The organism is Blautia hansenii (genome assembly GCF_013304445.1).
GTDB lineage: Bacteria > Bacillota > Clostridia > Lachnospirales > Lachnospiraceae > Blautia.
Window position 1 is genome coordinate 26,994 of the sequence record NZ_JAAITA010000004.1, and the last position, 22,653, is coordinate 49,646.

Sequence of the window (22,653 nt, forward strand, 5' to 3'; positions counted from 1 at the left end):
TGAAATTTTATAAGAGGGCATCTATGAATCCTGTGTCCATAAATGCCCTCATCCATTACTAAGAAATCTTATGCTTTCTTATTTCTTCTTTTTGCGAAGAATCACTGTTCCACCAAGACCAGCCATTCCAGCCCCTGCAAGCAGAATCCAGAACAGAATCGGAGTATTATCTCCTGTCTTTGGTGAAGTCGATTTCTTTGTTTCTTCTGTGGTTTTCGTCTCCGGTGTTGATGTGGTTTCTGGTGTTTCCGTCGGTGTCTCTGTTGGAGTTTCCTCCGGTTTCGCCTCATCCTTCATCACAACCTTCTGGATTTCTCCAGTATCTTTGACCGTAAACTTCACATCTTCTGCAACCAGATAACCGTCTGGTGCAGTTTCTTCACGGAGGGTATATTTCCCGATTGGAAGCATCTCAATGTAGTGTGGTTTTTTCTCAGATGTCCAGCTTTCTACGGTCTTTCCATCTTTATCAAGGATCGTCAGTTTCGCTCCTGGCAGCTCCTTACCGGAAATATCGGTCTTGGAAATCTGCACTTTTGTCACATCATCCTTCATTTCCACTTTCTGTACTTCACCGGTATCTTCCACCGTAAAAGTGATGCTCTCTGCTGTCACATAACCGTCCGCAGGAAGTGTTTCTGTCATGGTGTACTTCTTGCCAGCGGTCAGTTCTTTGATGATATGTGGTTCTTTACCAGAAGTCCATTCATCCACAGTGTTTCTACTCTCATCTGTAACTTTCAGTTTTGCTCCCTCAATCTCCTTTCCGTCTGTCAGGGATGTTTTGGTAAACTCTACGGTTGTCGGCTCATCTTCAAAAGTAAACACATAAGACAGTGTTTCCTTATCTGCCCCACCATATTCAAAAGTAAATTCCTGTACCTGGTCTGTTGTCGCAAATCCCGGTGCCGGAGAAGTTTCTTTCACATAGTAGGTATAGCCAAGTGGCAGATCTGCCGTAAAGGTCAGTTTTCCTTCCTTATCCGTAGCCTGCTCCTCAATAACCGTATCCGCTTTCAAGATCACATCGCCCTTTGCATTGACAATATTTTCTTTATTGCACAGGGCAAATACAGCCCCTTCCAGTACACGGTCGGAATCTTTTTCTTTCTTTAACACGTTTACTTCTGCTCTCTGGCGTTTGTTCTGCCAGTCAGCAGAATAAGTAACAACTGCGGTATTCTGGTCACGGTAAGTCAGATCCACTTCACGAGCTTCTCCATCCAGGACATATCCATTTGCTGTCTCTTTCTCTTTGACACAGTATTTGCCAAGAGGAAGGTCTGTCAGTTTCGCCACTCCTGTTTCATCCGTCGTGATCGTTGCTACCAGTGCATCCTTTTTGTAGTAATCTTCACTCTCACCATCCGCCGCTTTTATATCTTCTAAGGCATAAACCTCAAAAGTAACGTCTTTCAGGGAACCGGAAAGATATTCAAACAGATGCTTCATCCATCCGCCAATGGAATCCAGTGCAGATATTTTCTCCAGGAACTCACCTTTTTTATTGATGATAAGTGTTCCGGTTGGCACTGCATCTTTCATCTCTACCTTCTGGATTTCAGCAGTATCGTCCACAGTAAAGGAAACTTCTTCCGCCATCAGATAGCCATAAGGAGCCATTTCTTCACGAAGAGTATATGTCTCCCCGGCTGTAAGTCTTTCAATCAAGTGTTCCTCACCCTTTACAGACTTCCATGTATCTACCACATTTCCATCCTTATCAAGCACCGTAAGCGTTGCCCCGGAAAGTTCCACGCCTGTCGTAATATCGGACTTCGTAAAGGTTACTTTTGTCGGCTGGTTCTTAAATACAGATTCCAGCTCTACCATTTTCACATCCTGTCCCTGATATTTGGCAGTCACTTCCAAAGTCTCAAAAGAAGAGACATACCCTGCCGGAGCTGCAAGTTCTTTGATATAGTAAGTACTAAATGGAAGGTCAACGTCAAATACTGCCTTTCCATCTTCCCCACTGACTGCTTTTCCAAGTAAGGTATCTGCCTTCACAATCACTTCTTCATGTGCCAAAATATCTTCTTTTGCATAGATACCAAACTCTGCACCCGCCACAACCGTTTTTGTCTCTGCATCCTGTTTGACTACGGACACTTCCACTTTCTGGCGGTCATTCTCAAAGGTTGCTGTCTGCTCAATAACTGGTGTTTTCTGGTCTTTGTATTCAAATGTTACTGTCTGTGCTTCTTCATTTAACACAAAGCCCTCTGGTGCTGTCTTTTCAACAATCTTATAGGTTCCAAGTGGAAGGTCAGCGATCTGTGCCTTTCCATCCTTATCCGTGGTAACAGTTCCTACCAGTTCCCCAGAAGCATACTCCAGGATACGGTTTCCATTATCATCTTTCTGGAAATCTGCTGTATAAATATCTTCGGCAGCATATACCTCAAAGACTGCTCCCTCCAGAGTTTCTTTCTGATAAGTAAAGTCATCTTTATAACCATTTAAGACCTCACCCTGTTTTACGATGTTCAGTTCTCCCTTAACCGGATGATTCTCGTATGCGATCTCAATGATCACATCGCCGGAAGTTCCGTCCATCTGATATGCTGTATTGGAATCTACATCTACCTCATAGTAATTCTCATTGAGCGTATATCCATAAGGTGCGTTCACTTCCTCAATACGGTAATGTCCAATCTTCAGATTCTGTGGAAGGATTAAGTATCCCTGCTCATCTGTAAAATAAGATTTGTGTTTTACCGTCGTCGGATACGTTGTTACCTGCTCCACATACTTTTCTGTATCCAGGTTAAAAATCTTAAACTCCGTATTTTTCTGAAGGACTGCTTTCTTTGTCTCATCGTCCTGTTTGATGATCTTCAGCTTCGCTTCAAACTCTTTGTCAAGCAGCACCCTCCATACCTGCGGTGTAGTCGGATGATTCTCTGTAATCTGTACGATGAAATCATTGACCGGAGTGTAATTATGTGGTGTGGTTGTTTCACGGACGATGTAAGTTCCATACGGAATCGCAATACTGCGGGCATACCCTTTCTCATCTGTAAAGATCTCTGTTGCACCATTTTCTCCGATCACTACCGGCTTGGCAGAACCAAAGTCATAGCTGCCATCTTCTTTTACTGTCAGGGAAGATACCAGATAAGCGGTAAATCCTGCACCTTTCAGTAAATCGGCATCTGTCTTTCCGTTGTTCGCAGCCTTGATGATTTCAAATGGCTGCTTCATTACCTGTTCCAGAGACAGACAGTCACGTTTTACTTCCGCTACAAAATCACCCTCATAGTTGCAGACCAGATCATGTTCTTCTTCATCTGCCAGGTAACCCGTTGGAGGAGTAATCTCTTTTACATAGTAATTGCCAAGATATAATCCATCTACAGAAGCCTGTCCATTCTTATCTGTTGTAAGAGTGGCAACCTGCTCACCCGCTTCGTAGATCACACCAGTTGCTCCATCCGGATGGACAATATCCTCACGGGCATATAGTCCATAGACTGCCTTTTCTAAAGTAGCATCTCCCTGTGGAACAGCCTTCTTTGTTTCTTTGTCCTGCTTCTGTAAGGAAACCTTTGCTGTCACACGCTCGTTTTTGAAGGTATGCTTAAATGTCAGTTTCGCTTCCTTATCGTTTGTATAAGAAAAAGTAAACGTATAGACATCATCCGCATTTCTCAGATAGCCTTCCGGAGCCTGTACTTCCTTTACATCATAGGAAAATCCCAGCGGCAGATCTGCGGTAAACTTCGCCGTTCCATCATTTCCAGTTGTCACTTTCTCAATCAGAGTGCCTTTCTTTACAACAACCGTTCCATCTGCATTTTTAATGTCACTGGCTGCATAAAGTCCAAAAATTCCTCCATCCAGAGGATTTTCTGTATCCTTATCCTGCTTTGTCACAACTACTTCTGCTTTCTGTCTGTCATTCGTAAAAGTTGTCTCAGAAAAAACAACATCTACATTCTGTCCTGCATAAGAAAGAGTGACTGACTTTTCTTCCCCGGCATTATAAAATCCGGTCGGAGCCTGTTTTTCTTTGATGATATATGTACCAAGATGCAGGTTTTTCAGAATGACTGCCCCATTCGAGTCTGTTGTCAGATTCTCTTTGACCAGATCACCCTTGCTGTAAACCTTGGCACCATAAGCAGTTTTAATATCTGCTCCGGCATACACATCATAAATCGCACCTTTCTGTCTGCGTTTCTCATACTTAAATGTTGTTCCATTCTCGGTGACATCTGCACCTGTCAGAACCTGACCTTCTTTATAAACAGTCAGCTGTCCCATCTGTTCTTCATCCGGAACAGTCACAGTCGTTGTTTTGCTGACTTCCAGTTTTACATTGTAGGCAGTTGCATTGATACGGTATCCTGTCGGAGCTGTAATCTCTTTCAGATATACAGTGTCCTGTGTCTTAATGATCTGTACGGACGATTCCCCGTTCGCATCGGTTGCCGGTAACTTTGTGATCAGCTTTGTACAGTTTGCATCACTGTATAAACCAAACACTGCACCAGACAGCTTTGCGTCTGCTTTTGCATCTTTTTTAATCACCTTCACACTTGCGTGCTGCACCCAGGTTACTTTGAAGTCCACATATTTCTCATCATCAACACCTTCACCAAATACCAGGGCCAGGTCCTGTGAACCAGATCCGGTACTGATCTTATATGCAGAATAATCTTTTGTTACACTGCCTTTCATCGTTGCCGACCAGCTTCCTGCGACATCCTGTACCTGTGTAAGAGGTGCAGATAAGTAAAACTTGGTTCCACCACTGATTTCCACTGCTTCACCAGCTTTGCTTGTCTTTCCGGTTGTCACGTTGTGAAGTTTCACACCACTTGGAAGTTTCATTGTGATACTCTGCAGTTCATCTGCTTTAAAAATGATTTCCTTTGTTCTCTGGCTGTTGCCATCTACATAAGCTGTCACATCCGCATCTGAAAAAGACATTGCCACATCCGGAATATCTGGCTGAGAAATACAATAATTATAAAGTTTTTTCGCAAGATTCTGTGCAGTAGCGTTTGCACCAGAAAAAGCATCTGAACTGCCATTCGCATATGACGCAGCAAGATGTACCAGAATAAATCTGGCTCCTGCACTCAGGTTTCCATAGCCATTTTCTTCTGTAAAAAATCCATCATCGCCAGAAGCCTTTGTGCCATAGTAACATACTTTAGCCAGTGCTTTACCATCTCCAACCTTATTGATTGTATATGTTCCTGTGCCAGGTCCCGGTTTGGACGGCTGTACACAATAAGCTGTGGCGGACACATTACCGAATTTTACGGTATACTGATACGTCAGATAAGTTCCATAACCATAATCCGCATATCGGTATTCGGCACCTCTTGTCACTGAAACCTGTTGTGAACTTCTTGCATTTCCTGCTGCCGCCATAAATGTCACTGTTTCACCCGGCTCCATCTCATACAAGTCAATTCCTTCATTTTCTGCCTGATCCATTACTTCTGAAACAGTCAGACCAGATTCTTCATCTGTTGTTACTTCCTGTCCATCTGTAAGATCAGTTACAATCTCTTTTGACCCGTCCGAATCAACATCTTCCTCCGCATTACCTGAATCTTCTGTTTCACCGGCATTTCCTTCACCAACTGTATTTTCAGAAGAACTCTTTGTCTGTGCTTCTGTTTCCGGCTCTTTTACCGTAATGTTTCTGCTTACTCTGTAAGCTGGGTGACCGCTGACTGGTTCTACTGCATAGACAGCTTTGTAGGTATCCGGTGTATGTGCATCAAAATCTGTACCGGCTTCACTCTTTGCTTCATGGAATAAAACTTTCACCTTTTTTTCATTCACGCCCTCTATACCGGACAGATCGACTTCCACCTCAAATTCTTCTCCATAGGGAATCTCAATATCCTTTGCTTCCACAATTTCGTCTTTGTCAAGAGTATCCTGCACATCCTGCAGTTCCGGATATTGCTGTTCAAATGAAGTTGTCTCCGGTTCTAATTCAGAAGCAGAAACCGTGACTGGTTGAACGATAACAGACGCCAAAGTTGCAACTGCCATAAATCCCGACAAGAATCTTTTAAATCGCATTTTCATTTTGACTGAGTCCTCTCTTTCTTCGATAATTTACTCCACTTTCGTTCAGGCTTACACCTGCATGAATCAATCATAGAAACCACCTCCCTTGTGTCTTGGATTGACTTTTAAATAAAAACAGGATTGAGCTATTAAGCCGCAAGAGGTAATTCGTAATCATTCCTGCCAAGGGTGCCTCTCATCCATTGCCCTTCACGTTGCCACCGAATACCCGCCGCCAGATGCGTAGCTGGGAAATTCAGGTATCCTCTTGCTGCTGATATGAAATTGTCAAGGTTCACTTTTAGGAGGGAATTTATTGTTTTGAATTAAAATAGACATTTGCCCCTCCACTAACCGCATGTGTGAAAGGGCAAAAATTAACCTGTTTGAAATTTTTTTAGAAAATTTTTTGAAACAGCAAAAACTTACAAAGTTTCCAGCCTGTCTTTTAGTTTCTGCAATACTTTGTTTTTCCTGTTTCTGATTGTCTTTGTACAACACCCGAAATACTGTGCTGTTTTTTTAACTGTGTACTCTTCAAAAAATAATAGTCTTATCAATTCCATTTCTTCTTCAGACAAATATTTCAGTGCTTCCTGCAGCTCTTGTATTTCTGACACCCTGATGACTATTTCTTCTGGTGATAATATATGCAAATAACTGTTGTAACTCGTTTCTCCTACTTTTTCTATTCCGCATACACCATTTTTCTGCATTTTTTCAAGCTGGTATCTTTCTTTTCTTCTTGACTGGTACCATGCCAGATATACGTCTCTGGTAACTTCTACGAGAGTTTCATTTACACGCAGCACATACCGTTGTCTTTCCTTTGGTTTTTTACCACGCATCTTTTATTCTCCCTTCTGAAGCACTCCGGTCAGTCTGCCTGCATTTCTTCTCATTTTCTGCTTTGCCTGTGAAATACATTTTGATACTGCCGGTTCTGTAATTCCAAACACCCGTGACACTTCTCTTTGTGTCCGTTGCTGAAAATAAATTTGATGGATCACCTGTCTCTGCCGGTCAGTCAGCAGATCCATGAATTCTCCAATAGCTTCTTCTATAATCAGTTTTTCAAGTACATTCTGCCTTTTATCCACCAATTCGCACCAGCCTTCTGAAATATGGCTGTATGAAATGCAATTATTATGTTCTCGTACCTCCCTGTTCCTGCACAGCCGATCTTCACCTTCTAATATCAACCGCACATACCAGGGCTGATTATCAAAAAAATCTTCCTTAACAACTGTTATTTTTCTTCCTGCTTCATATACATAATCTCGACAGGTAAATAAAGGAAAAACCGTTCCATAATCACCTGCACAATAGAAAACATATCCTGTCTGATACGCAATAATTTCCGCACCATCTATCAGTCTATGCTTTACAACTGCCACATCGTTTTCTCTCAAATACCTGGCGGACGGAACCTTTCTTTTTTCTTTCCTGTTACCTACAACCTGTTTCAATTCCTGCAATGTCAGCATAATTACCACCTTTCTGCCTACTGGCAACAGGAGCCCATCAGCAGAAAGGATAGGATTATTACTGATTTACTGGCAAAAGGGCAGTAAAAAACAGCTTCCGGCACACCCGTTTTTTTTAACGAGAGCCTGAAACTTCCTTACTGCCCTTTCTGCTAATTTACAGCATCCTCTATTTTATTTTCCGTCTGATGTCCCGGTCAGACTTCTTTGCATTTCTTTCCGTTTTTATGTTCTTTTCATTTTCCATCAAAACAGAATAGTCTCCCATTGCATCATAGGGACACTGCTTCCGATAGATTAAATTTTCTTGTCTGGTCATCAATCCTGTCTCCCTTCCTTGTTTCTGTCTCTTTCTCTCTGTTTGCTATTTTAACAGCACAAAAAACTATTATCCTTAGCATATATGGGGAGTTTTTTTGTTTTACACCCCATATATGGTGAAATTTCACCTGTACTCATTAAAACTGTCTATCAGCGAATCTATTGTCTGCATAATAATTTTCTGCTCTTTCCATTCCATCTTCTGAATACGATAAAATACTTCCTCAAACTGCTTTCTTTTTTCTGCATCGTCCCCCTCTTTTCCCATCAGGATATTGGCATCTGTTTCCAGGATCTCAATCATCTTCCTGAAAATCTCAACAGACATTGCCGTTTGCCCTCCTTCTATCCTGCTGACCGTATTGACACTGATACCTGCTTTTTCCGCAAAAGATTCCTGTGACAACTTCATTTCCTGCCTGCGTTTTCTGATCCGTTCTCCCAATTCAATAAGTTCTGTGGAAATTGCACGATTGCTCAATACGGTGTCTCCTTTCCTGCAATTTATCCCAGCTTTACGACATTGTGTCGCAAAGTTTCCAGAAAAAAAGCAGCTAATTTTGTCTTAGCTGCTTTTCAAAAGATCTATTTCATTTTATTCTCGGTATTTTATGTATTCCTGTAATAACTGTGAGCAGGAAAACACTAAGATAAATGATTGCCTGTCCAATCATTGCCAGCAATACGACACTTCCTATCAATCCTCCGATCAGAAAATTCATTGTCCATACTGCCAGTGTTCCTCCAAGATCAAAACCTCTTGGAACCATCCAGACACACATTTTTCCAATTCCGAATGGTATCCCCATCAGAAGCAACAGCAATAAATAATTGCACTTCCCATCCTGGATACAAAGTGGTCTCAGCATTGCAAACAATACAGCAATCATCAGTACTGGCACAACAACTTTTTTTATCATATTTCTCATGTTCCTTTATCCTCCATACATATCGTGATTAACCTCTGCCTGATAATAGCTGTTTATCGTTGCCGGGGCATTATACAGGGCAGTCAGAAGATATGCTTTAATGTTTCCAACCTTGGTCGTATTTCGGTTCAGGCAAAACAGCACATATTCGATATGTGAATAATTCAGCTTCATAAACCTGTTTTTCACCAAAGCAACTGGCTTTTCTGTCCCTGCGATTCGAATCATACTATCCTCCGGCATCATCATAACTTCAATCATCAGTTCTACCAGTTCATCCACATCTTCTTTGGCATGATATTGATAATCTATGTTTTCATGAATCACTTCACGATATGCCCGCATCTCCTCCATCACATCTCTTTTCTTTTTCAGATTACCTGATGATATGATTGGATAGGATTGATTTATCTCAGTTTCACTAATATCAGTCTTGTTAATATCAGTATTATTAGATTGTGATTTCGGATATTCTGGTTTTGTGATTTCCACTATTCTTGAATGATGATTTTCACAATTTTGGAATTGTGATTCTGGAAATTCTTGATTTGTGGTTTTCATCATTCCTGAATTGTGATTTTCACCATTCTGTAATTGTGATTCCACACAATCCTGAATTGTGGATTTCACTACTCCTGAATGATGATTTTCACAATTCAGAAAAGTGCCTGTTTTTTCCCTATTCTCAGCTTCTGATTGCAGATTTGCACATTCTTCATGGTTTCCCTGCTCAGATTGCAGATCTGCACATTTTCTATGATTTTTCTGCTCTGATTGCAAATCTGCACAGCTATCCATCGGCTTTTGGTCTGGCACTTCTCTGAGCATAAAATTTTTCACATAAATAACATTAGGCTTTCCCAGTCCCAGACGTTTCTTTTCAATCAGTCCAATCCCATTATTACTGTCCAGCTCTTTTACCAGCTTCACTGCCTTTTGGGTTCCACAGTTCATCAGCTCTGCAATTTCTTCCACCGTGAAAATAATATATACTCTGTCCTCTGAATCCAGCCATCGGTTCTTAATGCTCAGGCTCATACGGTCCAGCATCAGACCGTATAATACCTTTGCTTCACAAGAAAGAGCTTTAAAGCATGGTTCTGTAAACAGCACTTTCGGGACACGATAAAAGCTATATTGTTCCGCTTCCATTCCCGTAAAATAATCAAACTGTATCTTCTGCATCTGCTACTCCTTCTCTGTTTTGTTTCCATTTATCCAAAAGCATAAAAATAACTTCTTCTATCTGTTCTTTAGAATATGTCTCTGGAAAATAATTGCCGATTTTTTTTGCCGGAATGGTTACATTGATTTTACTGTTTTCTTTTTTCAATAAAATGGCATAGATATAACCCTGATTTAATTTTCCATTTGCACTGCATTCCTTTAATTGTTCTGCCTGTTGTTTTGTCGGAAAGATATTACTGTTGACAATTCCTTCCAGAAGCCATTCCTGTTCCTGTGGTTTCAGATAAGACAATTTTTCTCCCACTATCATAGGGATTTTATTATCGTCCACATATTCCAATAATCCATCTGATAATGAAGCCAGACGGATATATCTCTGCACAGTTCTTCCACTGTCCCCGGCTGTTTCACCAACCATATCTGCCGTATATTTTTCACCTTTACTTCCCTGGTGCTTCATAGCATCATATTTCATCTTATAGGCATGGGCCTTTTCACTTGGCAGAATATTTTCACGCTGAATGTTGGAATCGACCATAATTATGACAGCTTCATCATCTGTATAGTTTCGGACAAGGACCGGCATAGTTGTTTTGCCACACAGTTCACAGCCTCTTTTTCTCCTGTGACCTGAAATCAGTTCATATCCACCTTCTGATCGGGGTCTTACCAGAGCAGGATTTAAAACACCGTAGTTTTTAATACTCTCTACTGTCTCAGCCATTTTTTCATCATCGCTTACATGAAATGGATGATTTTTGAAAGGATAGAGCTTTTCCAGTTCTATTTCCACAACCTGGTTCATGCTCTTTTCCGGTGTTTCTTCTAATCCCAGTAATTTATCATAAGAGGTGAGCTGAATATCTTTTTTCGGTCTACGCATGTTTCAACACCTCCTGAACCAATTCCAGATAGCTGTCTGCCCCCTTGCTTTTTCCATCATAGGCAAAGATACTTACACCCTCCGATGCTGTTTCTGCAAGGCTTTCTGTTCTCGGAATCGTCTGCTCAAAAATCTTAATGTCATCTCCATATGTAGTTTTAATCGCCTGTTTGTTTCTCTTTGCATTATTGTAACGGCAATTATCCATTGTGAATAAAATGCCTTCTATCTGTAAATCTGGATTGAACCTCTGATGGATTCCCTTAACTACTTTCAGTAATTCCATGAGTCCATCTGCCGCATAATATTGTGGCTGCACCGGAATCAGAACACTGTTCGCTGCACTCAGAGCATTGATGGTCAGCATTCCCAGGGATGGCATACAGTCAATCAGAATATAATCATACTCGTCCTTCAGCAGTTCCAGATACTCTTTCAGCACCTTTTCTCTGTCCTCTACTGTAAATAAGGACATATCCATTCCAGCAAGCAATTTATTGGACGGAATCAGGTCAACCCCTTCTTCATGGTGAAGAATTGCTTCTTTTGGATCAAATTCCAGTCCCATGATGATATTTTCCATCATGCTCTTTAATGTTACCTTGAGATTTTTAGGGAATCCCAATCCCATTGTCAAGTGCCCCTGTGGATCAGCATCTACCAGGACTACTTTTTTCCCTGACTTCACCAGTCCGGCTCCCAGATTGATTGTTGTCGTTGTTTTGGCTACTCCGCCTTTCTGATTTGCAATAGCAATTACTTTACACATATACTTTCCTCCGATTTACTCTTTTTCTTCTACTTCAACATAAATACGAAAATATTTGCTTGTTCCTTTGTTCGCATAAGCATCCGATACTTCCAGAACATCCAATTCTTTATGCTTTTCCAAAATACGACGGAACCATTGAATATCCTTTAAAGTACCCTGTAATCTAATTTTCAGCATACATATCCTCCCAGTCTTTGTAAAAACAATACTCTGGATAACGGATTTTAATGGCTTCCCAAAAATACCGGGCATATCCGCAACAAAACAGATCTTCTACGGTATAATACTGACACTCTTTTAACTGATCTTCCTCTGCTTCATAATCTCCGACACTTGGTGTCCCATTGCAGTAAAGATTAAATGCCATGCGGACGATCCGTAAACTTCCACTGGTCTGCCAACCTTCCTGCAGGGATTCCGTTTTTACACATCCAGTTTTAAAATTATAGATTTTATTCACATTTTCTCTTGTGTCTCTGTCGATACCCAGGCAATAAACCAGAGCCTGATGGTAGACATCCTGATATCTGCATTTTTCCAGATATTCCATATAAAATTTTTCGTGTTCCTTGCTCTTGAAAGTAATTGTGCGAGAATTGCTATTCTCTGCTCTTAACGCTGTGTTTGTCATTTTTTATTTTCCTCCTAAATTTTAATAAAAAAGACACCCCATTTCTGGAATGCCCCATAAAAAATAGGGACACCCGCTTTTAACAAGTATCCCTATAATCTATCAATGATCTGATAGCTCTCTATTCATTTTCATATTCAAGATTCTTTGTGTTCCCCGTCCCGAGGTCTAACGCAACAACAACGGTTACTTTCTTCACAAGGCTCTTTTCTTTGTGATTTTCACCTATTTTTTTGAAACTGAAAAACTCCACAAAGTGCGTAAATTCAAGGATTTCTACATATTTTTCCTTTGTAGCAACACCACAGTCTCGACATGTGTCGGAGCTACTATGTAAACACAATTCTCTGACCTCGTTACTTGTATAGGAACACAATTCTGCGTCCTTATGTACAGCCGCAGCGTTTTTACGCTTTGGCTTAAAATCCTTTGCATTAAGATTTGAGTGGATACCTGTTTTATACACAAAAGTTATCTTCAAAGGTTCTTCCACTCCTTCATCATTATAACCTCCGATAATTATTCTTTCAACCACACTTTCAAAAACCACTCTGTCGAAACTCTCCAGTATCTCTCCTGAACTCAAGTTTTTCCGAAATTCCCGCAGCCGTGTTTTTGTGCTTTCCTGATTTTTACCCAATTCAACCAACTGCAACTGTTCGTCTTGAAGTTTTTTTAGCTGTTCGGATAATTCCCGATTTTTCTTCTCATAAATATCCCTGTCGATATTATTATCAAGTCTTAAGTCAAGCAGCTTCTCTTTTCTCCTCTGTAAATCTGCCATTTCTTTTTCAATCTTCGGCAGACGTTTCAAAGAAGTATCATCATTAAGAATGTCCTCAACTTTTTGTAGGAACACACTCACAACCTCATGTTGGTCGGAACATAAGAGCTGATAACTTTTAACAAAGGCATTCTCAATTACTTCTTCGGGGATGCCTTTACAATGCGGACAATTCTTTTTCCCATGCTTTGTAGCTGTCACACAATGCCAGATTGTTTTTGTATATTCAGAACTGCTATGCCAATTCCTTCGAGTTAGAGTGCCGCCGCAAAAGCCACACTTAATCATACAACTAAAAGCATATTTCCTGCTGAATTTGTTCCGCTTCTGCCCCTCCTGATGCACTCCTCGATTGACATTTCTCTTTGCCAATATCTTCTGGGCTTCTTCAAATATTTCCTCACTAATAATCGGTTCATGATGGTCACGAATATAAAATTTATCTTCCTCTCCGAAATTTTCCAACCGTCTTTTTGAAATTGGATCAACAGTAAAGGTTTTGCCCAAAAGCAAATCGCCTTTATATTTCTCATTTTTAATAATGCCGATTACTGTGGACTGTACCCACCGTGAGCTGCCATACTTGGTTTTATAGCCGAGATTTTCAAGCTCGTTTGCTATAACCGTACAACCTGCACCCTCGATATAGCGATTAAAGATATATCGCACAATCTCGGCTTCTTTTTCATTGACCGATATACTCTTTGTTTCTTTGTGATAATCATATCCCAGACAGCCTTGAAAGCCCACAAGTTCTCCACGCTGCATCTTCATTTTTAAACCCTTTTTGACATTGGAAGATATATTCTCTACCTCCTGCTGAGCAACAGAACTGAGTACCACCAATAGTAACTCGCCGTCCATCGTTAGGGTATTGATATTTTCATCTTCAAAGAAAACGGCAATCCCTTTTTCTTTCAGCATACGGACATATTTCAGAGTATCCAATGTGTTTCTGGCAAATCTTGAAATGGATTTTGTGATGACCATATCAATATCTCCATTCATACAATCGTTAATCATCCTCTGGAAGTCCTCACGCTTCGTTACCTGTGTTCCCGTTATAGCTTCATCAGCATATATATCGGCTAATGCCCATTCGGGTTTTTTCTTAATCAAATCCGTATAATACATAACCTGTGATTTATAGCTGTTAAGCTGGTCTTCGCTGTCTGTGCTGACACGGCAATAGGCAGCTACTCTCAATATCTCAACCTTTCTGCCACGCATACGGTTTTCGCTACGGTTTGCCTTGATTACTTGAACATCACTCATAAGATTTTACCTCCAAAATATTTATTGATAAGTGTCAAGCTGCAAGATTGGAAACGACATTGAAATCACTCATAAGCCGTTTCTTTATGGCTTCGTACTCATCTACCGTAATTAAACCGTTTTTCTTCAGCTTCTGCAAACATGCAAATTGGATGCTGTAATGTGCAAATTTCTGTCCTTTATTTTGTTCCATTCAAGCACCCCTTTCTGTCCATTGCAAGACTAATGGCAAGAGCCTTGTCAACTCTTGCCATTATGTTATTGGGCATCATTCCCATATACTGTTTTAACCGTTGCTTATCAATCGTCCGTATCTGTTCAAGCAGGATAATTGAGTCCTTATCAAGCCCCTCAAAATCCTTTACTGAGGTATGTGTTGGTAATTTTGCTTTTGCGTGTACTCGGCTCGTAATCGCTGCAATGATAACTGTCGGGCTGTGTCTGTTGCCTGTATTATTAGAGATAATTAGCACGGGTCTTGTGCCGCCCTGCTCCGAACCGACAACGGGATTAAGTTCTGCGTAGAAAACATCTCCACGCCTGATTATTCTTTCCATAGTGTTTGACCTCCTATCTGGAATAAGGCAGATATGTACTGCCTATGTAACAGCCAGATATAAGGAAGTGTTTAAGGTCGGGAGAGTATAAACAAAGCTCTGTTCCATAGACCGCCTTATATCTGGCTTTATGATAGGAGCATTTCTATTTGTCCTCGACACCCCGAAATGCCAATGCGCTTATATCGCAGGGAAGTCGCCAAACGGTCAGCAGCGAACTGACTCCACAGGAGTTCCACCTCAACTGTCGGTCTGACAGAGCCGCCCTCATTGCCTGCGATGGATTGGATACCATTCGGACTATGACTGGACGGGAGTACCATTATTCTCTTTGTGGGTCATGGCGAAATCGGGAGCTGCCCGATATTTTGAGTCAGTATTTATCCGCTCACCACCTTTCATCGCTATTCTGCTTGTCGGCAGATCATGGCGTACCGCTACACACGCTTATGCTCATCACAATCACAAAGAGGAAGTATTTGACGAATGAGTATTCTGTTGTCAAGGAACAATCCCGTTTTCGCCACACAAAAATGAAAACAGGTGAAAGGGGTTTTTAAGCCCTCTCACCTGTTTGCTCACTCAAACGCCATAACACAATGCACTATTTCAAAAATTTTTTCAAAGTTTTCAACGCCGCATAAATAGTGTTCTGAACAGCTTGATATTTGCATCCCTCCAATTCTGCAATCTGCTCATAGGTCAGCTCCCCGAAAAAGTACAATAACAATCTGCGTCTTTGTACTTCGGGAAGTTTTGCTATTGCCCTATGTAACAATTCATATTCCATACTTCTTGACACAGTATCCTCAACCGTTTCTGGCTTATAAAATGCTCTGTTATTTAAGGTGGCTTCTGTCAGCTCGGAGTGTTCAATATGTCTGCTTACCTTATTGAGATAGGATATATCCTCAAGCTCAAAACGGTTGAACAATCCATAAAGCACCTTATCAATCTCTATCGTCTGCAACATACCACGCCCATCTTTGAACGATAAGTAATAACGTCCGTTTGCTATCGTCAACGTATATGGGTTATGCTTGTCCTTTTTTCGATTTGGATGCTTTTCATCCATTGTCATTTCCTCCAATCAATCTGAAAATTTTGAAAATTCAGATTGGTAGGGGGAGAACGACAGCCTACGCCGCAAATCAGCTTTTTACAGTGTTCTGCAAAAAGCGACAAAAGAAAATCCGCAAAGGCTGTATAACCTTTGCGGATATAGGAGTATCTATTTCTGTTTTGTAGATATTTGACTTCTACTTTAAGGGTGCAAGAGTTCCATGCACAAGCATGGATTTTTTTAACGCACTATTCTCTTTCCTGTATAATATTATGTAGATAGTCGCTGCTTTTGATAAGCAGCGGCGTGGCTGATTTAGACCAACACAAAAAAATCCCTCCAAACTCAAAACAGAGAATGGGGGGATTTCTCAATATAGGCGTGACAAAACAGCCCACCGAAGCTCCGTTTTTTTTATTCAGTGGGCTTTCCTACCTATTCTATAAAAAAGAAAGAACCGATGATCTGTAAGTTACCTCACAAGTTCATCGGCTCTGCGTCTGTGCGTCTGGCTCTTTGATGATAGTTACCTTTAATTGCTGAACATTTATAAGTTGTTCCCTTTTACATTTAGGACAAAAAAGCGGGAAATTAAGAAGTACCGTATTTTCCCTTATCTTTATTCGTGTTTTATTTCCACAAACAGGGCATAGTAGCCATTTTTCATTCTGCATAAACATCTCCTTTAATGGATATTCTCATCTTTTATAGCAATGTATTGTTTTTCCTCTGCTTTCAACTCTTTATAAAGATGAGCAGCCATAAATACTGTAATAATAGCGGAAAGCACATCTGCAACTGGTTGAGCATACAGAATACCATTTAGCCCCCATACCATCGGGAGAATAAGAATAACTGGCACAAAGCAAATCCCCTGTCTGCAAGCTCCCAGAATAAATCCCTCTTTTCCTTTACCTAAAGCAAGGAACAACGAAGAATACACCGTGTAAAATCCAAATAACATAAGGGAAACTCCATTTACCCTTAATGAGCTTGCGCCTACCTTTATCATGTCCATGTTGCCACTTGCAAATTGAGATACGATTGTCGTTGAAAACAAAGCTAATATCAATCCATAAACGACACAAAATGCAGTTGACCAAATAATAGACGTTTTAATTGCTTCATGCAGGCGGTCAAATTTTTTCGCTCCATAGCTATATCCTGCGATTGGCTGAAATCCTTTAATAAAACCAAATATCGTCAGGCTTCCCATAGAAACAAGACGTGTTACAACGCCCATTCCTGCGATTGCAGCATCTCCATAATTAGCCGCAGCGTTATTGGTAAGAGATATGGAAAGACTTGTTAATATCTGAAATACAAGCGTTGGAATACCAATTTTAAATATTTCGGACATAATATCCATTGAAAAACAACAATCTTTTACTTTGAAATCAAATACGCTTTTCTTTCTGAAAATATAAAAAAGGTAAACCAGAGTGGATACCACCTGTGCAATAGCAGTAGCAATGGCAGCTCCTGCCACACCTAAATCCAACACATAAATAAAGATCGGGTCTAATGCAATGTTCAGCACAGCACCCGTCAATAAAGCACACATCGTTGTCTTTGCCGCACCTTCGCTTGTCACAATATTATTCATTGTGACATTAAATACATTGAAGATGCAGGAAATAATATAGATGCTTCCATATGTGACTGCATAAGGTAAAATACTTTCTGTCGCTCCTAAAAGTCTTAAGATAGGCTTTAAAAAAATGACAGACAATATAATTATAACCGCCCCGACAAAGATACTACTGTATAAAGCGGTGCTGACAACCTTATTCGCCTTTTCCTTATCGTTGCGCCCTAACAGTCTGGAAATGTATGACGCTGCACCATTTCCAAACAAAAGCCCTAAACCTACAACAACCTGTCCGAGAGGGTACACAACCGAAATTGCTCCCATCTGACTCTCTCCCAATCCCCCGACAAAATAGGCATCCACCAGATTGTATAAAGCATTGACTAACATTCCAATCATTGTCGGGATGCCCATTGCTAACAGAGCTTTGGGAATGGGTGCGCTACCTAATAGTTGCATTTTTTTGTTTTGTTGACTCATGACTAGCACTCCTTTTCTTGACACTATTTATAAAATATAGTAGTATAAATTACAGCAAACTAAGCTGCGTTGAATATACTACTATAAATTATAGTAGTTGTCAATAGAGAAAGGAGAATATTATGGCAACAATAGATTTAATTGTATTAGGAATGCTGAAAAAAGAAGCTCTAAGTGCCTACGACATTCAGAAGTTAGTTGAATACCGCAACATATCAAAATGGGTAAAAATCAGCACTCCGTCAATTTATAAAAAAGTCATCCAATTAGAAGAAAAAGGATACATTTCAAGCAGCATCGTCAAAGAAGGAAAAATGCCAGAAAAAGCAGTCTATTCTCTGACAGAAGCAGGCGAAAAACAGCTTGAAAATCTTATGTTTGAGATTGCCGCTAAACCTATTCAAATCTTCTTAGATTTTAATGCTGTAATCGTAAATTTGGATGCTCTTTCGCCAGAAAACCAAATGAAATGCCTAACAGATATTGAAGCGAATGTAAAAACATTAAAATCATATCTGGAAGAAAACTTGCAAGCGAAAGAGAATATACCCGAAATCCCCCAAACAGGATTAGCAGTCTTGCAACAGCAATTTGTTCTCGCTCAAGCGATAGAAACATGGATTGAGTCCTTAAAATCTAACTACGAATAATCAACAAAAAGAGCCGATGATCTGTGAGTCACCTCACAAATTCATCGGCTCTGCGTCTGTGCATCTGGCTCTTTGATGACCGTTATATGAAAATTCTTTGCTTCAATCAAACTTTCCTGCTTGCACTTTGGACAATAGAGGGGAAAGTTTTTCAATTCCGTATCTTTCCGTATCTGTACCCTTGTTTTGTTCCTACAGACAGGACAGCGTATCCATTCTGTTGTATCCATAAGCACACCTCCAGACTTATGAAATCATTTCCACGGTCTGACACTGCCGAGCCAGCCCTGTTCAGCCCAATATTTCCCGTCAAGATATTCGGGGTCTGCTTTATGTAACGATTTCTGCATAAGCCTACAAAATAAAAACTTTACTTTTGTAATGAAATTTGTATGTGCCGCTTTTGCATAATCAATACGGGCATATTTCTGTGACAATCTTTTTGCCTTGTTTGTAAGCTCATATTGCTTTTTTTGCGGTAGTTTGTCCCAAACAATATCGCTCATCAGTTTACCAGTAAATACACCGATTTGGGAAATTCCCCACCAAGACAAACTATGCTTTATATCTTTAGCCGCAGATTTTGCGCCGCTGCCTAAGCACTGCGTTATGATAACTGCTCGCTTTCCGAACATTGTGGGCGCAGGACGGTGCGGTATCCAACGATAACCCAAATGATCGAGAAAGGCTTTCATTGCACCTGTGATATGAAACACATAGGCAGGAGATGTCATTACAATCAAATCTGCTTCCAAGAGTGATTTTTCTATATTTCCGATTTTGTCTGCATCTTTACAGGTATGCTCGCCCTTAAAAAAACAGTTTGTGCAGCCAATGCAAAAGTCTGGGCAATCCTTTGGCAAATAATATTCTGTAATATCTGCTTTCCCTTTAAATTCCGATAAAAATATCTCTTTTAACCGATAGGTCACACCGTGCTTTTCTGTACCGTTTATAACTGTAATTTTCATTGTTTACACCTCCAGAACATCGTGAAGTATCTGCGTATGAAAGGCTCTGCGATTATCTCTCTGACTTAAATCAATATCCAACATCTTCGATATTGTTTCGTACCGCAAAAATGTCTGCTGCATAATGGTTATCAGACAAAAAGTTTTTCGCTTTACAGTTGTTTCATCCCAATCGGGGCGGCAGGCTGCAACAAGTGGTAAATATGCTGCATAGGTTCTGTGAGTGTTATCATTGGCTTTTGGAGTCTGCATATCTGTAAGTACTGAAATTCTGGATACAGCGGAGTGTTCAAATAGAAAATCCAGCGTCATATTGCCAAGATATTCTAATTTTTCAAAAGACGAAAGTGCTTTTGCTTCCTCCCGCATATTCTGGAAGCGTTCTACAATTCCATTTATAATGCGTTCCACACACATTTCTATCAGTTTTTCTTTACTGCCAAAATGATAATTTACAAGCCCTAAACCAACTCCCGCATTTTTGCATATATCACGGACGGTTATTTCCTCTAAATGCTCTCCTTTTTCTTCAATAAGTGTCATCGTTGCCTGTATGATTGCTTCTTTGTTATCCATATTCACATCTCCCTTTTGAACAATGTTCAATCATATTATATTATACTGAACACTGTTCAAAAAGTCAATATGAGAAAAAATAACCTAAGACATCAAAATACCGATGAGCTACGAGGTATCTCGTAAGTTCATCGGCTCTGCGTCTTTGCGTCTGGCTCTTTGATAATCGTTATATGTAAATCCTTTGCTTCAATTAAACTTTCCTGCTTGCATTTCGGGCAGTAGAGGGGAAAGTTTTTCAGTTCCGTATCTTTCCGTATCTGCACCCTTGTTTTGTTCCTGCAGACAGGACATAGTATCCATTCTGTTTTATTCCTCATATCCATACGATACCTTGCTAATTATTCCGTCAAAGTAAATAAAATCACCATCGGGATAGTTCCAAACAGCTTGAAATTTTGAGGGATACTTTATACCATTTACAGAAATTTGATAATCACCACATAAAGCAGACCACGGTATATATTCCATACTGCCGTCTGTTCCTGCAACAGCTCTGTCATTTGTTGTAAATGAAATCATTTCATACTGCTCGTTGAAAGTAAAAATGCCACTTGCCTTTTGCTCTTTGTAGCTAATTGTTGCCTGTACTTCAAAATCGCTTATTTCTTCAAAAGTGATATAATCCTGCAATAGAATGGTAGGAGCAAATAAGCTCTCTGCAAGAAAGGTCGCCAAACACGCCTTATCTATATCCGCTCCCGTCTGATCGAAAAGAGTAATTGCTTTTGCAATCACGCCTTTCATACCGCCTGTGCCATTTTGGTAATAATCATATCCCTCAAAAGGAATACCAAACATACTGCTGTCTATGAGTGCCATTCTGCAAGGCTCATTTATAAAATTGTATTGCATATAGTCGATTTTCAAAGTAGGGTGATTTTTACCTTGTGAAAAGTCAACATTATTGTATTCCATTCTCAAATAAGACATTTTCGGAGTTCCAATATATCCGCAATTTTGTATGTACTTCTGAATAGCGACGGGTAGACTGCTGAAATCTTCTTTCGTAAAAACTTCATTATTTGTCCGCAACTGATTTTCAGACATTAGAGCGTCAATATCATTCTGAAAATCTCTCTTAACGGGAGAGTACGGAACGTAAAACCATATCAAAATGATTCCAATAAGCACAAATAAGCCGCCAATTAAGATAAACATTTTTCTCTTCCTCAATTTCCATTCCATTATTCAAGTTCTCCCACATAGTTTTCCATTCGTTTCACATCTGTACATTGTACTTAGATTGATAGAATTACAATTCAGATTTTATCCAATCTAACAACGCATTCAGATATTTCTTATCTGTCCAATCGCAGCTTTGCCCGACCGCACACATCAACGCTTTTTCCCACGGCTCATATGTTGTGGGATCTTTCTTCGCAACCATTTTTTGGAGCATTTTGCACATTGTTCTGTCAGCGAATGACATCTTTTCCTCGTTCCACGCACCACGACCATAAAAACAAGGAATGTTACTTAAATTCCCACTGAAATTGTGTTCATAGACTTGCTTAAAAGCCTGTTCATCAAACGGCGAAGCGCCAACGCAAAAAACTGCTATGCGTTTGTTTTCTAACTGCATAATGTGCTTTTTCAAAAATGCTAGACCCGCTATCCCCGAAGCGTAAATACCACCCGCTAAAATAACAATGTCGTATTTTGCAAGGTCTTTTATGTCCGCTTTCTTGATTTCCAAACAAGAAAATTTTGTAGCTTCGGTAAGCCAATCGACATATTTTTTTGTTGCACCATATTTTGATTGATATAAAACGATACCGTTCACTTAAACTTCCTCCTTTTGCTTCTGGAACGCTTCTTCCAAGTGCTTAATTCCGTTCATCATCTTAATTGACAAGGAATAATAAACGTCGATTTCATCTTCGGTAAATTCACTGAAAACAGCTTCGTGAACAAATTTCCCTTTCGCTGTATTCTCTTTACTGAATTGTTTGCCTTTTTCAGTATAAGAAATGCACAAACTCCTTGCGTCTGCCTCTGATTTTTCAAGTCTGATATATCCCTCTTGTTCAAGTGGTCGTGCCAACTGTTTTACATTTTGACGGGAGCAGCCCATAGCTTTCGCTACCGTTGACAAATCGGGCGGCGTATCAAATGCTTTAAGAACAGACATTAAAAGCCATTGTTTGCACGACATCTCGTTATATCGGTCAAAAACTGAATGAAGAAGGTTTTCTTGAATGAACACTCCTGCAAACAAAAGATTTTTCTTCCATTGCAGATTTATACCCATTTTTTCATATTCCATTTTGTATTCTCCTACAATGCGTAATAAGTTACCTTTTTCGTATTATAGTAACTTATTACGCATTTGTCAAGAACACCTTAAATTTGTTTTCATTAAAGAAACATTTCAGCTTTTTAATCTCTGCAATCAAGAGATTATATCTCTTATAACAAGAGATTTCACATCGTTTCATAAGAGCTGACAC

At 40.0% G+C, this 22,653-nt stretch carries 25 protein-coding genes; 1 reads left to right on the forward strand and 24 read right to left on the reverse strand.

The features are described from left to right. Window positions 1–78 precede the first annotated feature (78 nt). The 17 genes from G5A70_RS04880 to G5A70_RS04960 form a co-directional block, all read right to left on the reverse strand. On the reverse strand, window positions 79–6,060 hold the full coding sequence (locus tag G5A70_RS04880; RefSeq protein ID WP_173748539.1) for a SpaA isopeptide-forming pilin-related protein: 5,982 nt from the start codon (window positions 6,058–6,060) through the stop codon (window positions 79–81). A gap of 407 nt (window positions 6,061–6,467) precedes the next feature. Then, window positions 6,468–6,890, reverse strand: a complete 423-nt coding sequence (locus G5A70_RS04885; protein ID WP_005338497.1) for an RNA polymerase sigma factor — start codon at window positions 6,888–6,890, stop codon at window positions 6,468–6,470. A 3-nt stretch (window positions 6,891–6,893) separates the two neighbouring features. Continuing rightward, a complete protein-coding gene (locus G5A70_RS04890; RefSeq protein WP_055149770.1) occupies window positions 6,894–7,529 on the reverse strand; it encodes a sigma-70 family RNA polymerase sigma factor in 636 nt (211 codons plus the stop codon). A 169-nt stretch (window positions 7,530–7,698) separates the two neighbouring features. Beyond that, entirely contained in the window at window positions 7,699–7,848 is a 150-nt protein-coding gene (locus G5A70_RS04895) for a hypothetical protein (protein WP_004612798.1), read from the reverse strand. A 126-nt stretch (window positions 7,849–7,974) separates the two neighbouring features. Further along, window positions 7,975–8,331, reverse strand: coding sequence for a helix-turn-helix domain-containing protein (locus G5A70_RS04900; protein WP_005338503.1), 357 nt, complete (start codon window positions 8,329–8,331; stop codon window positions 7,975–7,977). Between the two features lie 109 nt (window positions 8,332–8,440). Continuing rightward, window positions 8,441–8,779 (reverse strand): DUF6050 family protein, encoded by a 339-nt coding sequence (locus tag G5A70_RS04905; RefSeq protein WP_173748541.1) that lies wholly within the window; start codon window positions 8,777–8,779, stop codon window positions 8,441–8,443. A gap of 6 nt (window positions 8,780–8,785) precedes the next feature. After that, window positions 8,786–9,964, reverse strand: coding sequence for a DUF6017 domain-containing protein (locus G5A70_RS04910; RefSeq protein WP_173748543.1), 1,179 nt, complete (start codon window positions 9,962–9,964; stop codon window positions 8,786–8,788). Next, window positions 9,945–10,850 (reverse strand): ParB/RepB/Spo0J family partition protein, encoded by a 906-nt coding sequence (locus G5A70_RS04915; RefSeq protein ID WP_173748545.1) that lies wholly within the window; start codon window positions 10,848–10,850, stop codon window positions 9,945–9,947. Before G5A70_RS04915 ends, G5A70_RS04910 begins: the two co-directional genes overlap by 20 nt. Continuing rightward, complete coding sequence (locus tag G5A70_RS04920; RefSeq protein WP_118367356.1) at window positions 10,843–11,619, reverse strand: ParA family protein; 777 nt, start codon at window positions 11,617–11,619, stop codon at window positions 10,843–10,845. The genes G5A70_RS04915 and G5A70_RS04920 overlap by 8 nt, the downstream gene beginning before the upstream one ends. A gap of 15 nt (window positions 11,620–11,634) precedes the next feature. Then, entirely contained in the window at window positions 11,635–11,799 is a 165-nt protein-coding gene (locus tag G5A70_RS04925; protein ID WP_173748546.1) for a hypothetical protein, read from the reverse strand. Further along, entirely contained in the window at window positions 11,786–12,253 is a 468-nt protein-coding gene (locus G5A70_RS04930; protein WP_124984243.1) for a DUF6075 family protein, read from the reverse strand. The genes G5A70_RS04925 and G5A70_RS04930 overlap by 14 nt, the downstream gene beginning before the upstream one ends. Before the next feature lie 121 nt (window positions 12,254–12,374). Further along, window positions 12,375–14,312, reverse strand: a complete 1,938-nt coding sequence (locus tag G5A70_RS04935; protein ID WP_173748547.1) for a recombinase family protein — start codon at window positions 14,310–14,312, stop codon at window positions 12,375–12,377. A 34-nt stretch (window positions 14,313–14,346) separates the two neighbouring features. After that, window positions 14,347–14,505, reverse strand: coding sequence for an SHOCT domain-containing protein (locus G5A70_RS04940; protein WP_173699089.1), 159 nt, complete (start codon window positions 14,503–14,505; stop codon window positions 14,347–14,349). Continuing rightward, window positions 14,492–14,869, reverse strand: coding sequence for a type II toxin-antitoxin system PemK/MazF family toxin (locus G5A70_RS04945; RefSeq protein ID WP_173699088.1), 378 nt, complete (start codon window positions 14,867–14,869; stop codon window positions 14,492–14,494). Before G5A70_RS04945 ends, G5A70_RS04940 begins: the two co-directional genes overlap by 14 nt. Window positions 14,870–15,473: 604 nt before the next feature. Continuing rightward, window positions 15,474–15,944, reverse strand: a complete 471-nt coding sequence (locus G5A70_RS04950) for an RNA polymerase sigma factor (RefSeq protein WP_173748548.1) — start codon at window positions 15,942–15,944, stop codon at window positions 15,474–15,476. Window positions 15,945–16,417: 473 nt separating this feature from the next. Continuing rightward, window positions 16,418–16,606 (reverse strand): cysteine-rich KTR domain-containing protein, encoded by a 189-nt coding sequence (locus G5A70_RS04955; protein WP_173699084.1) that lies wholly within the window; start codon window positions 16,604–16,606, stop codon window positions 16,418–16,420. An 11-nt stretch (window positions 16,607–16,617) separates the two neighbouring features. Continuing rightward, the gene (locus G5A70_RS04960) at window positions 16,618–18,003 is read right to left on the reverse strand and encodes an MATE family efflux transporter (protein WP_173699082.1); all 1,386 of its coding nucleotides are present in this window, start codon (window positions 18,001–18,003) and stop codon (window positions 16,618–16,620) included. A 122-nt stretch (window positions 18,004–18,125) separates the two neighbouring features. Here G5A70_RS04960 and G5A70_RS04965 point away from each other — a divergent pair, with 122 nt between their 5' ends. Further along, window positions 18,126–18,653, forward strand: coding sequence for a PadR family transcriptional regulator (locus G5A70_RS04965; protein ID WP_173699080.1), 528 nt, complete (start codon window positions 18,126–18,128; stop codon window positions 18,651–18,653). Between the two features lie 41 nt (window positions 18,654–18,694). Here G5A70_RS04965 and G5A70_RS04970 read toward each other — a convergent pair whose 3' ends face one another. The 7 genes from G5A70_RS04970 to G5A70_RS05000 form a co-directional block, all read right to left on the reverse strand. Then, complete coding sequence (locus G5A70_RS04970; RefSeq protein ID WP_173699079.1) at window positions 18,695–18,883, reverse strand: cysteine-rich KTR domain-containing protein; 189 nt, start codon at window positions 18,881–18,883, stop codon at window positions 18,695–18,697. A gap of 24 nt (window positions 18,884–18,907) precedes the next feature. Further along, window positions 18,908–19,624 carry a flavodoxin family protein gene (locus tag G5A70_RS04975; RefSeq protein WP_173699077.1) on the reverse strand — a complete coding sequence of 239 codons (717 nt, stop codon included), beginning with the start codon at window positions 19,622–19,624 and terminating at the stop codon, window positions 18,908–18,910. Window positions 19,625–19,627: 3 nt separating this feature from the next. Then, on the reverse strand, window positions 19,628–20,200 hold the full coding sequence (locus G5A70_RS04980) for a TetR/AcrR family transcriptional regulator (protein WP_173699075.1): 573 nt from the start codon (window positions 20,198–20,200) through the stop codon (window positions 19,628–19,630). Between the two features lie 128 nt (window positions 20,201–20,328). After that, window positions 20,329–20,526: a cysteine-rich KTR domain-containing protein gene (locus tag G5A70_RS04985; RefSeq protein ID WP_226853519.1), complete on the reverse strand. Its 198-nt coding sequence runs from the start codon at window positions 20,524–20,526 to the stop codon at window positions 20,329–20,331. Beyond that, window positions 20,510–21,388: a DUF6920 family protein gene (locus G5A70_RS04990; protein ID WP_226853521.1), complete on the reverse strand. Its 879-nt coding sequence runs from the start codon at window positions 21,386–21,388 to the stop codon at window positions 20,510–20,512. Before G5A70_RS04990 ends, G5A70_RS04985 begins: the two co-directional genes overlap by 17 nt. Before the next feature lie 67 nt (window positions 21,389–21,455). Then, window positions 21,456–21,986, reverse strand: a complete 531-nt coding sequence (locus tag G5A70_RS04995; protein WP_173748549.1) for a flavodoxin domain-containing protein — start codon at window positions 21,984–21,986, stop codon at window positions 21,456–21,458. Further along, on the reverse strand, window positions 21,987–22,469 hold the full coding sequence (locus G5A70_RS05000; RefSeq protein WP_173699069.1) for a MarR family winged helix-turn-helix transcriptional regulator: 483 nt from the start codon (window positions 22,467–22,469) through the stop codon (window positions 21,987–21,989). Window positions 22,470–22,653 lie beyond the last annotated feature (184 nt).

Coding starts and splice junctions, on each gene's coding strand:
- G5A70_RS04880 (WP_173748539.1), bottom strand. CDS start 6,060: ATGAAAATGCGATTTAAAAGATTCTTGTCGGGATTTATGGCAGTTGCA.
- G5A70_RS04885 (WP_005338497.1), bottom strand. CDS start 6,890: ATGCGTGGTAAAAAACCAAAGGAAAGACAACGGTATGTGCTGCGTGTA.
- G5A70_RS04890 (WP_055149770.1), bottom strand. CDS start 7,529: ATGCTGACATTGCAGGAATTGAAACAGGTTGTAGGTAACAGGAAAGAA.
- G5A70_RS04895 (WP_004612798.1), bottom strand. CDS start 7,848: ATGACCAGACAAGAAAATTTAATCTATCGGAAGCAGTGTCCCTATGAT.
- G5A70_RS04905 (WP_173748541.1), bottom strand. CDS start 8,779: ATGAGAAATATGATAAAAAAAGTTGTTGTGCCAGTACTGATGATTGCT.
- G5A70_RS04910 (WP_173748543.1), bottom strand. CDS start 9,964: ATGCAGAAGATACAGTTTGATTATTTTACGGGAATGGAAGCGGAACAA.
- G5A70_RS04915 (WP_173748545.1), bottom strand. CDS start 10,850: ATGCGTAGACCGAAAAAAGATATTCAGCTCACCTCTTATGATAAATTA.
- G5A70_RS04920 (WP_118367356.1), bottom strand. CDS start 11,619: ATGTGTAAAGTAATTGCTATTGCAAATCAGAAAGGCGGAGTAGCCAAA.
- G5A70_RS04925 (WP_173748546.1), bottom strand. CDS start 11,799: ATGCTGAAAATTAGATTACAGGGTACTTTAAAGGATATTCAATGGTTC.
- G5A70_RS04930 (WP_124984243.1), bottom strand. CDS start 12,253: ATGACAAACACAGCGTTAAGAGCAGAGAATAGCAATTCTCGCACAATT.
- G5A70_RS04935 (WP_173748547.1), bottom strand. CDS start 14,312: ATGAGTGATGTTCAAGTAATCAAGGCAAACCGTAGCGAAAACCGTATG.
- G5A70_RS04940 (WP_173699089.1), bottom strand. CDS start 14,505: ATGGAACAAAATAAAGGACAGAAATTTGCACATTACAGCATCCAATTT.
- G5A70_RS04945 (WP_173699088.1), bottom strand. CDS start 14,869: ATGGAAAGAATAATCAGGCGTGGAGATGTTTTCTACGCAGAACTTAAT.
- G5A70_RS04950 (WP_173748548.1), bottom strand. CDS start 15,944: ATGGATGAAAAGCATCCAAATCGAAAAAAGGACAAGCATAACCCATAT.
- G5A70_RS04955 (WP_173699084.1), bottom strand. CDS start 16,606: ATGCAGAATGAAAAATGGCTACTATGCCCTGTTTGTGGAAATAAAACA.
- G5A70_RS04960 (WP_173699082.1), bottom strand. CDS start 18,003: ATGAGTCAACAAAACAAAAAAATGCAACTATTAGGTAGCGCACCCATT.
- G5A70_RS04965 (WP_173699080.1), top strand. CDS start 18,126: ATGGCAACAATAGATTTAATTGTATTAGGAATGCTGAAAAAAGAAGCT.
- G5A70_RS04970 (WP_173699079.1), bottom strand. CDS start 18,883: ATGGATACAACAGAATGGATACGCTGTCCTGTCTGTAGGAACAAAACA.
- G5A70_RS04975 (WP_173699077.1), bottom strand. CDS start 19,624: ATGAAAATTACAGTTATAAACGGTACAGAAAAGCACGGTGTGACCTAT.
- G5A70_RS04980 (WP_173699075.1), bottom strand. CDS start 20,200: ATGGATAACAAAGAAGCAATCATACAGGCAACGATGACACTTATTGAA.
- G5A70_RS04985 (WP_226853519.1), bottom strand. CDS start 20,526: ATGGATATGAGGAATAAAACAGAATGGATACTATGTCCTGTCTGCAGG.
- G5A70_RS04990 (WP_226853521.1), bottom strand. CDS start 21,388: ATGGAATGGAAATTGAGGAAGAGAAAAATGTTTATCTTAATTGGCGGC.
- G5A70_RS05000 (WP_173699069.1), bottom strand. CDS start 22,469: ATGGAATATGAAAAAATGGGTATAAATCTGCAATGGAAGAAAAATCTT.